The following is a 14,090-nucleotide window of genomic DNA, read 5'->3' as shown; positions in this document are numbered from 1 at the left end:
AAGTTATTTTATACAATATAGAAAACTTATTATTTTTTTGTGGGTTAAATTTATTGTATTATTCAGTACAAACTATGTTTAGTAAACACTCTTATGAAGAATTCCTGAATTTTTCTAATAAAATAATTTAGTATTTAAAAAAAGATTACAAAAACTCTAAATAGTTTTAATATACATTGTGACAGTTAGTTATTAGACTCATACCAATCAATTTTAAAATGCTGAATCAATCACTCGAGCATCTTTTGCTAAGATGCATTTTTCTTTAAATCACCTCCAGCCAACTCACCACTATATAACATCTTTTACGATTCAAATTAATGTTACTTTTGTTAGTAATTTAAAAATCTTATAAATACTCCTTGAATCACTAATAAAAATACTTACTATATTATACTTCTTATATAGTTTTGGAAGTTCCTCCATCTATAAAAGCAACTTTTATATGTGCTTTCCCCTCCTGATAAGCTTCTATCGAGAGAAGATGTTTTATAAACATGATCTTATAAGAAGTCTCTATGCCAATAAGGGTTACTTTTGGGAATATTGGGATATTTGTTACTCTGTGGGTAACGATTTTATTTTAGCACGTCCGTACGTAATTTATTCTTAAAATTAATGAAAGTAAATGAACTAAATTTAAAGATACAATCTACATAACTTTCTTCTTCATTAAAAGATTTTACTAGACCCTTGAATTTGGGATATTCGCGATTGCATTTAATTTAAAATTGAATTTCGCAAGGTGCCTCTCAAAGAGGGTAATCCCGAAGATCTGAACCACAACATCGCCTATTATTATTGATCAGGGAATAATTAACATAGTTGATAAAATTAGTTTTCTTCAAAAAGCAAAAATCTATATAACAAGATCCATTAGGTGCATTTGATTTTATTGAGTAAATATAAAAATATTATTAGCCCGCTCCATCATCAAGAAGTTTTTAAAGATTTACATAATAACAACTTCAAAATTATTCTTGAAAGCCTCTTTTTTTAAAAATATTCATTTTTATCTACTAGTATTGCTTTAGTTTCAACGACACTGATCTGTACGGCGGCAAAAAGTTGTATCAAAACAATAATCACCAACGCTTTTTTTTAAAAACATCGAGTAATTCAAAAAATAGTAAGCGTTAATCCCTTAAATTTTTTATATAGCTATTATTTTTAAATCACATCCCTCGTGTTCAAAAAAACACGCTTTAGACGAAGGGCTTCTACTAAATTACTTTAATTTATAAATGAGGTGCTTGATTTTATTATTATTGCAGCTACAAAAAGCCTCACTAAATACTCTGTACGGTAAGTTTATCAGTATTATGATACCTGTAGTTTTACAAAACTAAAGATTTTACCAAAGCATTATTATAGCAATGCTTATTTGGCGGGAAATAACCTCTATTTAGAGTAAATTACCACCATCTTTTGCTTCCTTTTATCAAGGTTGTTCAAGTTTTCAATTCATCGATTTTAATAACCTTCTCAAAATTAATAACGCTATAGCCTCTGAAACTACATTCCCTAATCTTATCATTAAATTCTTCTTAACTGATCTGATGCTCATCACATTACTGACGTGCTAATATTTCTAAAGCAAAATACCGCTAAAAAGAGAAGGCGGGCTTGCGGCCTTTTGAGCAAGCACAACACAGTCTCAACACCTTTCTCTTGACAGTACAAATCATTTGCCTCTTGACTTTAATTATACTATGGTGCTTAAAGCAAATTTGAGTGAGACCTTAATTTACTTGAAAGAGGGCCGCCAGCAACTTTTCTAATCTCTCTTTTCGGCTTTTCTAATCTCTCTTCTTGAAGGTCTTTTCTAGTTTATTTTTTAAATCTATTTTATTACATCTTACTTATCTATTTTAAAAAACACTTATTGTCCATTTTCTTCTCTACTATAATAAACATTATTCGTTAACATTATTTGTTAATTTTTAAAACAACTTCCATTTTTTACTTTCGTAGTCCAATAAACTCCTATCGCTATCTACAACGCTTAACTCGTAAGTGTTATTATCAAGTACTTTATTCTGAAATTTCTTTTTGCAACTTTCTAAACCGACCTGATCTCTAGAGTCTAGAAATCGATGATAATCAACTTCTGTCTTTATCGGTGTTCTTTGACATTCTACGAAGATTAATCTAGTTTACTTCTCCCTTTAAAAGTCGCTACCTAAATTTTTCAGGTACTCCAACTCAGCACCCTAAAAAAACTTTGTAAGAGGGAGACATCATTCTCTTCCCTTCCCTCCCCTTAAGCTTTATAGACCATCCCCAGTTAGCTCTCTCCTCATCCTCGGCAATGAGAAACATTTTAAAAAAGTACCCGTTGCCCTTAGGCAAGGTCTTGTGTGCATCTCACCTCCCAATCACAATTTTTGGAAACTTAACAAACAGCCTAACAAAGTAGTATTTTCTAAAGTAGAATTGTTTAAAGTAGTATTGTCTTTTTCCTATGTGTATCATACAGTCATGGAAAAAACAATATCAATTCCCGTTAAAACTATTGGGCCGATTAAAATTATTGGTCCTGAAGTAAACACCGAAGTTGAAGTTCCTCTCGCTACTTTCGAAACTCCTATATGGCCTTCGACCAATCGCGGAGCCAGTGTTACCCGAAAATGTTCTGGCCTTCAGTGCACAATATTCGATGATAGAATGACGCGTTCTATTTTATTGGAGGGCGAAAACGCACATTCAGTAATGCTTATACTAAATCACCTCAATAAAAACGAAACAATCGCACAAGTTATTTCCAGAACCAGTCGTTTTTGCCGTAATATAAACTGGCATACCCAAGTAGTAGGTAACCTTTTGTTTCTGCGTCTTGAGGCTACAACAGGGGATGCTTCTGGACATAATATGCTTACCAAAGCAGGGGATGTACTAATTAATTGGCTCCTGGAACACTACCCCAACCTTAAATACGTCTCTATTTCAGGTAATATCTGCGTAGATAAAAAGGTATCTGCTATCAATGGCTTATTAGGTCGGGGTAAATACGTTATTGCTGATATGTTAATTCCACGAGCTGTCTGTCAGGAACGCTTGAAAACCACACCAGAAGCTTTAGTTAATCTTAATATTAAAAAGAATTTAATGGGCTCAATCATTTCAGGGGGTTTACGTACTGCAAATGCGCATTTTGCTAATTTGCTTTACGCTATTTACCTCGCGACGGGACAAGATGTTGCTAATATTGTTGAAGGATCTCAAGGGTTTACTCACGCTAAAGTACACAACAATGACCTCTATTTTTCTGTTACGCTACCTAATATTATTGTGGGGACTGTAGGTAATGGAAAACATCACGATTTTGTTAAAAATCATTTACGTCTTTTAAACTGTTTGGATAATTCACAACCTGGTCAAAATGCTCGGCGATTAGCTATTATTGTTGCTGCTACCGTCTGGTGTGGAGAACTATCCTTACTTGCAGCACAAACAAATCCGGGCGAACTCATGCGCGCGCACGAAAAATTTGAACGTAAAGAAAACAAGGTTAATCAAACTAGTAGAAATCGCTCCCCAGGAAATGCTTGAGAGTGGGCGATGAAAAAAGATTTCTTAAAAACACGAACACCTGCCAAACTGATTTTATCAGGTGAGCATGCTGTTGTTTATGGCTACCCAGCACTAGCTGTTGCTATCAATCGACATACAGAAGCTACTATTCGATGGACATTACCCTTAGTTTTTTCTTTCCATTTTATGGGTATTGATTTTAGGCAAGAAGCTACCCTCCAAACACTCCGTAAATTAAAAAGAAAACTTAAAAATCAATACCAAAAATATTGCTTAGGTCACTTAAATATTCGGGAAGTTTTAGAAAAACCTTTTGAACTCTCCCTTTTTACATTTATTAATGTCCTAGATCGTTTAAAAAGTAAATTGCCAACAGGTATTGAGATTTTTACCAACTCCAATATTCCTATTGGGTGTGGCATGGGGTCTTCAGCCGCTAGTGTAGTAAGCTTAATTTACGCACTTACCAATTTTTTGGAAATCAATCTTAATTTAGAAGATTACCTCAAATTAGGGATAGAATCAGAAAGTCTGCAACATGGTTATTCAAGTGGGTTGGATGTACATACAGTTTATCATGGGGGATGTTTACGTTATGAAAAAGGACAGTTTGAAAAACGCCCTATTCCAGACTTTCCAATGCAATTAGTGCAAACAGGACAACCGCAGAGTAGTAGTGGTGAATGTATTTCACAAGTATCATCTTTTTTTAAAAAGAGTCTTCTTGGAAATGATTTTTCAGCGGTCACCAACGAACTCGATCAAGCACTACAAAATCATAACTTTAATAACGTAAAAAAGTGTATTCAACAAAATCACCAATTACTAAAAACTATTGGTGTAGTGCCTGATAAAATAGATCATTTTATTGTGGATGTAGAAAAATTAGGTGGTGCTGCAAAAATCTGTGGTGCAGGGAGTGTACAAGGAGATAATGGCGGTGTTATTTTAATTGTTTCTGATAACCCAATTAATAAGCTCGTAAAACAATACGGGTATTCTATTATTCCTATCCAAACTGACAATCAAGGAACTTGCATTGTATAGAGCAACAGCCCCTGGCAGTTTAATGCTACTCGGTGAATATGCTTTGTTACATGGTAAAACAGCGATAGTAGCTGCTATCGATAAATTTATTTCCATAACCCTGAAGCCCCGCAGTGACGACTGGATTTTTATCGACTCTGCATTGGGTTCACTAACCCTTGACCGTCATCAAATTATCTTACAAGCCCCTTTTGAATTTGTATTAGCTACTTTAGCTCTTAAAAAGCCACCTTCCGGCTGTAATATTAAAATTACATCCAATTTACCAGCTTCCTTTGGATTAGGAAGTTCGGCAGCAGTAACTGTAGCATTATTAATAGTGTTGAATCGTTGGCTTGAAAAAAAATCATTAACTAAGTTAAACTTGTGGCAAGAAGCTTTACAAGTGATTCATCAAGTGCAAAAGGGAGGGTCTGGTGCTGATTGTGCAGCCAGTATTTTTGGGGGGGTAATTGCTTTTAGAAACCCACCATTTTCGGTTATATCTTTACAAGAGATCCCTCCTTTAGCAGTAGTTTATTCAGGGAGCAAATTTACCACAGCTCAAGCAATCAATATCATTAATAGCCGACGTCAAAAACAACTCACCAATTATAAAATAATCGATGAAAAAATGAATCAGCTTTCAAAAAAAGGAATCACAGCCATCAATACTAAAAATTGGATTTCTTTAGGCAATCTTTTTAATTCGGGTCAAAAACTAATGAAAGCTATTGGAGTCAGTAATAGACACTTAGAGAATTTACTTAAGGGCCTGCGAGAACAACCTCATATTTTAGGTGCTAAAATATCAGGATCAGGTCTAGGTGACTGTCTCATTGGCGTGGGGAAACTATCACCTAATTTTTTTCCACGCAATAAAGAAGAAACAAAACTTGGAGTTAAACAACTTTACCTGATCATTACTTCTGAAGGAGCAAGTTTTAATGAAACGTAATGATATTTTCCGAAAATTACTTACTCCACAAAATAAAACTCCCGTTAAATCTTTTGGACAAGCTTTTGCGCCTTCAAATATCGCCTTATGCAAATATTGGGGCAAGCGTAATTTAGATCTCAACTTACCTTTTACTTCAAGCTTATCAATATCACTCGGTAATAAAGGGGCTTATGCTAAAATTTCTTCCTCCCCTAATTCGCATCACGAATTAATTATTAATAACCATTTATTAAATTTAAAAAGTGTCTATGCCAAACCTTTTCTGGATTTTTTAGAGGAGTTTACCTTTCTTGATATAAAAGCTTTTCGCTTACAACTTAATTTTAACATTCCTATTGCAGCCGGCCTTGCTTCATCCGCCTGTAGTTATGCGGCTATCATCAAAGCAATGGATGATTTTTTTGGTTGGCAATTAGACGGAAAGACTTTATCAATTCTTGCTCGGTTAGGAAGTGGAAGTGGATGTCGCTCAATTTTTGAAGGATTTGTACAATGGCATTGTGGAACTGATCCTTCTGGGATGGATAGTTATGCAGAACCGCTTAATGAAAATTGGATCGAACTATGCATTGGACTTCATATTGTAAGTTATCAAAAAAAAGCTACCAGCTCACGTGAAGGAATGAAACGTACTGTAGCTACCTCTATGCTTTATAGCGCATGGACTCAAAAAGTAAATCAGGATCTTATCTCCATAAAAAAAGCAATAAACCAAAAAGACTTCTCCCTCTTAGGACAAGCCACCGAATCTAATGCATTAGGAATGCATGCAACAATGCTCACTGCATGGCCGCCCCTAATGTATTCTTCTCCTAAAACAATTCAACTTTTAAAAAAAATATGGATGCTTCGAAAAAAGGGATTAGAAATTTATTTTACACAAGATGCGGGATCGAATATTAAATCATTATTTTTAGCACAAGATAAGGAAAAATTAAGTCAATACTTTCATAATCTTGAAATAATTTCACCTTTTAAAGACACTCTTATTCAAGAAGTCATACTAGTTAATGAAAAGGATCAACCGCTAGGAAACGAGGAAAAAATAAAAGTTCATCGTGAAGGAAAATTGCATCGCGCTTTTTCAGTGTTTATTTTTTCGTGGCGCAATAACGAATTGGAATTATTACTTCAAAAACGTCATCCTAAAAAATATCATAGTGGCGGTTTATGGACAAATACTTGTTGCAGCCATCCACGACCAGGAGAAAATATTATTGAGGCTGGTAAGAGACGACTTTTCGAAGAAATGGAATTAAAAACACTCTTAAAAAAAGCAGGAGAATTTCGTTACACAGCTAAAGTAGGTAATAACTTAATTGAAAATGAATACGATCACGTACTAGTAGGATTCTTTTTAACTAATAAAAAAATTTATTTTAACAAAAATGAAATCACTGCTATTCGTTGGATTAATATTCCTTCTTTAAAAAAAGAATACAAAAAAAATCCTGAAAATTTTACACCTTGGCTTGAGCCTGCATTAAAAATTGCTTTAAAAAGCATACTAAATTTTTCAAAAAAATGTTTTTTAAGAAAAACGTAGTTTAAAATTAAATTAACCAAATCCATAAAGACCCTAAAAGGAAAATAGGAAGTGCAGCAAGAATACTGTCAATACGATCTAGAATACCGCCGTGACCAGGAAGTAATTGACCCGTATCTTTTACTCCCGCTTGTCGTTTCAGCATACTTTCAAATAAATCACCTATAATCGCAAAAATAGCTGTAATTAGTGCTAAAAAAGTTATTAATATCAATCGAAAAAGAGAGTGACAGAAAAAAAGAGAGACAATACCTGCGATTGCTAACGTTAAAACAAGCCCCCCAACCAATCCTTCCCATGTTTTATTGGGACTGACACGCACAATTAATCTTCGCTTCCCCCACCATCGACCAGCTAAGTAAGCTCCTATATCCATAGCCCAAATCAATATTAAACCAAATATTAACCACCCCGGACCACCTATATTTTCACGTAACGCCACTCCCACTACCCAACAGCCAGTTAACACAAAGAAGCTTACAACAATTTTTATTACGTTATATTGAAAGCCCATAGGAAGGAAACCTTTTGCGTAACAAATAACGGCCAATGCAGCCCATAACCAAATAATAAAAGAAATAATTAACACCCAAAAAATAGGAAGATAGTAAGTCCCTATCAGAGCCAATAGAATTAAAATCAGATAAAGAGTACGAAAATAATAATTTTTTATTCCTGCTAATAGGGACCATTCCCAGGCCCCCCAGAGCATTATAAAACCAATGAAAAAGCTAAACCAAGGCATTGGTAAATATTGAATTGATAAAAGTAAAAGAGGAATTAAGATTAACAAGGTGAGTAAACGATGCTTAAACATACTAGTTCTCTTCAACCTGTTCTGGGGTTAACCCAAAACGACGTTGACGTGTTTGATAAAAGGCCAAAGCTTGCTCAAAAGTATTAGAATTAAAATCAGGCCAATGTGTAGGCGTAAAATAAATTTCCGTATAAGCAGCCTGCCATAACATAAAATTACTTAAACGCTGTTCGCCACTGGTACGGATTAATAAGTCAGGTTCAGGCAAATCGCTTAAACATACATATTCTTGAAATAATTTAGCTGTAATTGATTCAGGATTTATTTCACCATTCTGAATTTTTTTACCTAACCGTTGAGTGGCCTGTACAATATCCCAACGACCGCTATAGTTTAAGGCAATAATTAATTTTAAACCTCTATTATTTTTAGTAAGTTCCTGAGAGGCATAGATTTGGGCCAATAATTTTCTATCAAATTCTTGATGATTCCCAATAATACGTAAACAAATATTGTTTTTGTGAAGCTTGTCTGTATTGCGCTCCAAAGAATCTAAAAATAAAGACATTAAAAAATCAACTTCTGGCTGAGGACGAGCTTGATTTTCCAAACTAAAAGCAAAAAGTGTTAAAACTTCAATTCCCTTGTTACTAGCATACTCAATTACTTTAGGGACAGTTTTAGCACCTGCTCGATGACCCGCTATCCTTGACAATCCACGAGGCTTAGCCCACCGGCCATTTCCATCCATTACGATGGAAACATGCCGAGGCAAAGAATTTGAACTCATTTCAAAAACCTTTTTTCGCTTAAAGATAATTCCTTTTCCCTCATCAAGTCATCCTAAAATGAGGTCTCATTATCATACAGCCATTAAATCTGCTTCTTTTTGGGAGGAAATTTTTTCTACTTCCAAGATTTGTTCATCGGTGAGCTTCTGAATGTTGATTTGCCCTCGTTGTTCCTCGTCTTTGCTGATTTTTTTTTCTTTTAACAATTTCTTTAAGTTGTGATTTGCTTCCCGACGAATATTTCGTATTGCCACTCGTGCTTTTTCGGTCTCATTACGTACCACACGAGAAAGTTCCCGGCGACGTTCCTCTGTTAAAAGAGGCAAAGGAACCCGGATTACCATTCCTACAGTGGAGGGATTTAAACCCAGATCAGCACTTTGAATAGCTTTTTCAATTAAGCCCACCATGCTTTTTTCCCAAGGAATAACGGTAAGTATCCGAGAATTTTCAATAGCAATTGTTGCTACTTGATTAAGAGGTACATCGACATTATAATAATTCACTTTAATATGTTCCAATAAGTGCGGATGTGCACGTCCAGACCTTAATTTAACTAATTTAGCTTTTAAAGCTATTAAATTTTTTTTCATGCGTACTTTTGCGTCGCTGATAATTTCATTAATCATAAAAACCTTCAACCTAGTCTTGCCAGGCAAAAGAAAAAATTTTAATTTTCTTTTCTTCATTAAAGAGGAAGTGAGAATTAAATCTCACTCTTAACCTCGATTCACTAAAGTTCCTTCTGCTGTATCTATAATAACTCTAAGCATAGTTCCTGGTTTATTAATATTAAAAACCCGAAGCGACATATTGTAATCTCGACATTGACAAAACGCAGCGAGATCCATGACCGCTAATTCTTTTTCTAAAGCTTCTTGATAAGTTAAATGTTTATAAAGCTTTGCTTTTGGATTTTTTACAGGGTCTTCTGAATAAACTCCATCTACATTAGTAGCTTTTAAAACCACATCGGCATCAATTTCAATTCCCCGTAAACTCGCTGCAGAATCAGTGGTGACCAGAGGGTTTCCGGTACCAGCAGCAAAAATTACTACGCGACCTTGTTCTAAATGATGGATTGCTTTGCGCCGATGAAAAGCATCGACTACGCCGGTCATTGGGATAGCAGATAAAATCCGGACTGGTAAATTTAATCGCTCAAAAGCATCCCGTAAAGCCAACGCGTTCATCAAAGTAGCTAACATTCCCATATAATCGCTTGTTATACGATTGATACCCCTCTTTTGCAAGGTGGCTCCTCGAAAGAAATTACCTCCGCCAATAACAATAGCTAGTTGCACTCCAAGTTGATAAACTTGAGTCGTATCTTTTGCTATACGATTTAAAACTTCAAGATCAATAGCACAAGTTTCTTTTCCCATAAGCACCTCACCACTCATCTTTAAGAGTACTCTGCGATAAAGCGGTTTTGGAAGCCCCTTAATCATTAAAGATTCCCTTGTACTTCTGCCATTACCTCATTAGTGAAACTATGTGAATCTTTCTGGATACCTTCACCCACTTCAAAACGTATAAATGCTGACAGTGTTGTTTTTTCCGATTTTAACAAATCACCTACTTGAATTTCTGGATCTTTTATAAAAGCTTGCTCTTCTAAACTTATTTCTTTTAAGAATTTATGCAAACGGCCAAGAACCATTTTATTAATAATTTCTTGGGATTTACCGCTTTCTTTTGCTTGTGCTATTAAGATTTCTTTTTCTTTTTCTACCAGCTCGATAGGAACATCGTCTGGTCGTATAGCCCGTGGATTAAAAGCAGCAATATGGATAGCAATATCTTTAGCCAAGGCTAATTTCTTAGCTTCAAGTGCCACTAAAACTCCAATTCGGCTTCCATGTGAATAATGACCCACAACACCACCATCAGAAGACAATAATACTACACGGCGAACTTGAATATTTTCATCAATTTTAGTAATAAGCTTTTGTCTAGCTTCCTCCAATGTAATCGATGAGCCAGCCTGATAAGGAAGAGCGAGGGTAGCAGCAACATTGGTAGTTCCTTCTACTAATCCACGATCGACAACGTTCTGAGTAAATTTTAAAAATTGGTCATCTCGCGCCACAAAATCTGTTTGACAATTTATTTCTGCCATGAAACCTTTTTCACCATTATTACTTACTGCAATAACAATTACGCCTTCCGCTGTCTTTTTATGAGCAAGTTTAGCTGCTGTTACTTCACCTGCTTTCCGCAATTCTTTAATAGCAAGGTTTATGTTACCAGTAGCGGTTTGCAGGGCTTTTTTACATGCCATTATGCCTGCACCAGTGATCTCCCGCAATTCTTTAATCATGCCTGCCGTAATTGTTATCATTATTTCCCCCTCTATTTGCTTTCTACTTTAAATTGATTGTCTTCATTTTTTATTTTTACCTCTTCACTTTTTAATAAAGATTGTACGTTGGCTTGGATGGTCTGTGATTGTTCCTTTCCCGAAGGGTGTATTTCTACGTTTTTTCCGGCAGGGAAGTTTTCACTTTTCTCACTCACTAGAGAAACTTTTTCAGCTACTTTTGCTTTTTTAGTGACTACTTTTTTCACTGTGGTTTTTACTTTAATTTTCTGTTTTTCTTTAGGCTCTTCTTCTTTTTTTAACTCTAAAGCACTACGAGCATCGATAATAGTATCAGCTATTGTCTTACAATAAAGACGAATAGCACGAATAGCATCATCGTTACCAGGAATAATATAATCAATGTCGTCAGGAGTCTCATTCGTATCAACTACACCTACGACCTGAATACCCAAACGCTTAGCTTCCTGAATCGCAATTTTTTCATGACCCACATCGATTACGAATAAAACATCTGGCAAACTACCCATATTTTTAATGCCGGATAAATTAGCCGCTAATTTTTCTTTTTGGCGCATCAAATTCAATATTTCTTTCTTAGTCATCCCTACAAGGTTATCTTCGTTTTCTAAACGCTCTTCGAGTTCTTTTAAGCGCTTAATCGACTGCCGAATAGTTTTATAGTTGGTTAACATCCCTCCCAACCAACGGTAATTTACATATGGCATTCCACAACGAATAGCTTCTTGTTTTACGATTTTACGAGCCGCAAATTTAGTTCCTACAAATAAAAACTTACCGTGTTTAGAAGCCACATCCCTAATAAATTTTAATGCCTCTCGAAAAAGAGGCAATGTTTCTTCAAGATTAATGATATGGATTTTTTGGTGACTTCCATAAATATAGGGAGCCATCTTGGGATTCCAATAACGGGTCTGGTGGCCAAAGTGCACCCCAGCTTCTAGCATTTGACGCATAGTTATCTCGGTCATATTTCTCTCCGCATTAAAACTTTTATGTACTACATAGTCTAAATTGAGTTAACAGGCGTACCCTAAATTACGTATTATGTATTATATAGATGTTTAAATTTGCTGCACCCTTATATCATAAAGAAATCAAGGATGGAAGATTGGGTTTGGCCCTATAGCATTCTAACTACGGCGATTCGCTCCTTAACTTCATCATATCCTTACCTTCATCATAAATTCTTAATAGTGTGTGTAGAAAATAATAGAACTTGCATCTTATTTGGTAAGACCTCTATACTTCTTAACAAATGTCAATATCTATCAAAACACCTGAGGAGTTAGAAAAGATGCGGGTTGCCGGTCGTTTAGCAGCTGAAGTACTTGAAATAATTGAACCTTACGTAAAACCTGGCATTTCTACTAATGAGCTTAATACAATTTGTCACGACTACATCACTAACGTTCAGAAAGCCGTCCCTGCACCTTTAAATTATTTAGGATTTCCAAAATCCATTTGCACATCAGTTAACCATGTAGTGTGTCATGGCATTCCTAGCGATAAAAAATTAAAAGAAGGTGATATCATCAATATTGATGTAACTATTCTAAAAGATGGCTACCATGGAGACACAAGCAAAATGTTCACTGTAGGGAAAACCCCACCTCATGCGGAACGACTCATTCGTATTACTCAAGAATGTCTTTACATTGGAATTTCTATGGTAAAGCCAGGAACACGATTAGGTGATCTGGGTGCTGCTATTCAAGCTCATGCAGAAAAAAATCACTATTCCGTCGTTCGAGAATATTGTGGCCATGGCATAGGTAAGGTCTTTCATGAACCTGAATTACAAGTTCTTCATTATGGTAAGCTTGGAACTGGACTTACTTTAGAACCTGGGATGACATTTACCATCGAACCAATGATCAATGCTGGAAAACGCTATATTAAGCTGCTTAATGACTCTTGGACAGTCGTCACCAAGGACCGCCGATTATCGGCTCAATGGGAGCATACGCTCGCAGTTACTGAAGATGGCTATGAGGTTTTTACTTTACAAAAAAAAGAGCAAATTAAGAAAATTAAAACCTAAGTAAAAGAAGAAAAGAGTCTTAATATTTAAAATTATTGTATTGTTTTTAATTTTGATAAAATGATAAATTTTAATTTATCGTTATAATTAAAATAATAAACTAAATTAAGAAAATAATACGAGCTAAATTAAAGATCAACAATTAATATATCAAAATCTTATCTGAGTCCTTCCGAAAAAATTTAATACTTTTATTCTCCAATGAAAACTAAAACTTGCAGCCTATTATCCGTGCTAAGTACAAATGATCCATTACTTTTTATACTATCTACGGCTAATTTATTCTTTAAGTATTGAGAAAATTTTTTGAAATTAGATAAAAAACTTATTAAAAACATTAATATTTCCGCAAATCCTCATAAACAATAGCTTATAAAAAGACTACTTTTTTAAAAGTATTTTTTTCTTTAGTAAAGAAACAAACAACGAAAATAGAAAAATTGAGAACATACTTATCGATAATTATTCCCATAATTTAGAAGACATCAAAAATACTAAAGAATTAGGAGATTAGGAAGTATTTACTTAAGCCATTTTATCAAAGAACAATCTGGAACCTTCACAGAAAAAATGAACCCCTCATCTTCCTTGTATTCAAAATATTTAGTTACTGATGATCCAGTATGGCAATAAATGATCCTTCCAATGTAAGGATTTAAAAAATTAGAACAATATCAGCTATGCAGCAGCAGACTCTACTTCCCCAGATCCTTGGAGCAACTTATTTAAATCTTCCAGTTAACGAGCAATCTTTTTGTTTTAGTATAAAAATTCTTGCAATGTATGAAAGTAACTGAAAAACATAAATTGTAATCAAAGATTAATAAAGTTATTTTACAGACTATACCCTCAGTAAGGACGACAGAATTTCAATATAAAGAACAAGAAAAAAGTTAAGCAATTTTTATTATTATAAATTATTGCTATAAATAATTTATTATTGCTATAAATAATTTAATCCTAAGGGCTAAATTTAAATAACTTTGGTATGATCTTATTATACTTATTATAGATTATCTCTAAGTATTATCTCTAGGCTAAAAAATAAGTTTGTATCAATCAAGAGATGATCTATTATAAAGAAGGC

General features: G+C 34.5%; 11 protein-coding genes. 5 read left to right on the top strand and 6 right to left on the bottom strand.

What is annotated here, in order from left to right; all coding sequences use genetic code 11:
- Positions 1-2,481 precede the first annotated feature (2,481 nt).
- The 4 genes from CLERM_RS01510 to mvaD are packed head-to-tail and all read left to right on the top strand — an operon-like array spanning position 2,482 to position 7,067.
- The gene (locus tag CLERM_RS01510) at positions 2,482-3,552 is read left to right on the top strand and encodes a hydroxymethylglutaryl-CoA reductase (protein ID WP_102156841.1); all 1,071 of its coding nucleotides are present in this window, start codon (positions 2,482-2,484) and stop codon (positions 3,550-3,552) included.
- 9 nt (positions 3,553-3,561) lie between these two features.
- Positions 3,562-4,581, top strand: coding sequence for a mevalonate kinase (gene mvk, locus CLERM_RS01505; protein ID WP_102156840.1), 1,020 nt, complete (start codon positions 3,562-3,564; stop codon positions 4,579-4,581).
- A complete protein-coding gene (locus CLERM_RS01500) occupies positions 4,574-5,518 on the top strand; it encodes a mevalonate kinase family protein (protein ID WP_236905166.1) in 945 nt (314 codons plus the stop codon). The genes mvk and CLERM_RS01500 overlap by 8 nt, the downstream gene beginning before the upstream one ends.
- Positions 5,508-7,067 carry a diphosphomevalonate decarboxylase gene (mvaD, locus tag CLERM_RS01495; RefSeq protein WP_102156839.1) on the top strand — a complete coding sequence of 520 codons (1,560 nt, stop codon included), beginning with the start codon at positions 5,508-5,510 and terminating at the stop codon, positions 7,065-7,067. The genes CLERM_RS01500 and mvaD overlap by 11 nt, the downstream gene beginning before the upstream one ends.
- 7 nt (positions 7,068-7,074) lie before the next feature.
- Here mvaD and CLERM_RS01490 read toward each other — a convergent pair whose 3' ends face one another.
- The 6 genes from CLERM_RS01490 to rpsB all read right to left on the bottom strand — a co-directional run bounded on the left by CLERM_RS01490 (position 7,075) and on the right by rpsB (position 11,930).
- Complete coding sequence (locus CLERM_RS01490) at positions 7,075-7,884, bottom strand: phosphatidate cytidylyltransferase (RefSeq protein ID WP_102156838.1); 810 nt, start codon at positions 7,882-7,884, stop codon at positions 7,075-7,077.
- A 1-nt stretch (position 7,885) separates the two neighbouring features.
- The gene (uppS, locus tag CLERM_RS01485) at positions 7,886-8,614 is read right to left on the bottom strand and encodes a polyprenyl diphosphate synthase (protein ID WP_102156837.1); all 729 of its coding nucleotides are present in this window, start codon (positions 8,612-8,614) and stop codon (positions 7,886-7,888) included.
- 72 nt (positions 8,615-8,686) lie between these two features.
- On the bottom strand, positions 8,687-9,244 hold the full coding sequence (gene frr / locus CLERM_RS01480) for a ribosome recycling factor (RefSeq protein ID WP_102156836.1): 558 nt from the start codon (positions 9,242-9,244) through the stop codon (positions 8,687-8,689).
- 90 nt (positions 9,245-9,334) lie between these two features.
- Positions 9,335-10,066, bottom strand: a complete 732-nt coding sequence (gene pyrH, locus CLERM_RS01475; RefSeq protein WP_102156835.1) for a UMP kinase — start codon at positions 10,064-10,066, stop codon at positions 9,335-9,337.
- Positions 10,066-10,959, bottom strand: a complete 894-nt coding sequence (gene tsf / locus CLERM_RS01470) for a translation elongation factor Ts (protein WP_102156834.1) — start codon at positions 10,957-10,959, stop codon at positions 10,066-10,068. The genes pyrH and tsf overlap by 1 nt, the downstream gene beginning before the upstream one ends.
- Before the next feature lie 11 nt (positions 10,960-10,970).
- Positions 10,971-11,930, bottom strand: a complete 960-nt coding sequence (gene rpsB / locus CLERM_RS01465) for a 30S ribosomal protein S2 (RefSeq protein ID WP_102156833.1) — start codon at positions 11,928-11,930, stop codon at positions 10,971-10,973.
- Between the two features lie 287 nt (positions 11,931-12,217).
- On the opposite strand from rpsB, the gene map reads away from it, so the two are divergent.
- Entirely contained in the window at positions 12,218-13,003 is a 786-nt protein-coding gene (map, locus tag CLERM_RS01460) for a type I methionyl aminopeptidase (RefSeq protein WP_102156832.1), read from the top strand.
- Positions 13,004-14,090: the final 1,087 nt, after the last annotated feature.

The sequence above is a fragment of the Coxiella-like endosymbiont genome (assembly GCF_002871095.1).
Taxonomy (GTDB): Bacteria; Pseudomonadota; Gammaproteobacteria; order Coxiellales; family Coxiellaceae; genus Coxiella.
This window is presented reverse-complemented; position numbering and strand designations above follow the sequence as displayed.

What these genes read in the sequence shown, in the direction of transcription:
- frr (WP_102156836.1), bottom strand. Translation starts at nt 9,244, where the DNA reads ATGATTAATGAAATTATCAGCGACGCAAAAGTACGCATGAAAAAAAAT.
- map (WP_102156832.1), top strand. Translation starts at nt 12,218, where the DNA reads ATGTCAATATCTATCAAAACACCTGAGGAGTTAGAAAAGATGCGGGTT.
- mvaD (WP_102156839.1), top strand. Translation starts at nt 5,508, where the DNA reads ATGAAACGTAATGATATTTTCCGAAAATTACTTACTCCACAAAATAAA.
- mvk (WP_102156840.1), top strand. Translation starts at nt 3,562, where the DNA reads ATGAAAAAAGATTTCTTAAAAACACGAACACCTGCCAAACTGATTTTA.
- pyrH (WP_102156835.1), bottom strand. Translation starts at nt 10,066, where the DNA reads ATGATTAAGGGGCTTCCAAAACCGCTTTATCGCAGAGTACTCTTAAAG.
- CLERM_RS01510 (WP_102156841.1), top strand. Translation starts at nt 2,482, where the DNA reads ATGGAAAAAACAATATCAATTCCCGTTAAAACTATTGGGCCGATTAAA.
- uppS (WP_102156837.1), bottom strand. Translation starts at nt 8,614, where the DNA reads ATGAGTTCAAATTCTTTGCCTCGGCATGTTTCCATCGTAATGGATGGA.
- CLERM_RS01490 (WP_102156838.1), bottom strand. Translation starts at nt 7,884, where the DNA reads ATGTTTAAGCATCGTTTACTCACCTTGTTAATCTTAATTCCTCTTTTA.
- rpsB (WP_102156833.1), bottom strand. Translation starts at nt 11,930, where the DNA reads ATGACCGAGATAACTATGCGTCAAATGCTAGAAGCTGGGGTGCACTTT.
- tsf (WP_102156834.1), bottom strand. Translation starts at nt 10,959, where the DNA reads ATGATAACAATTACGGCAGGCATGATTAAAGAATTGCGGGAGATCACT.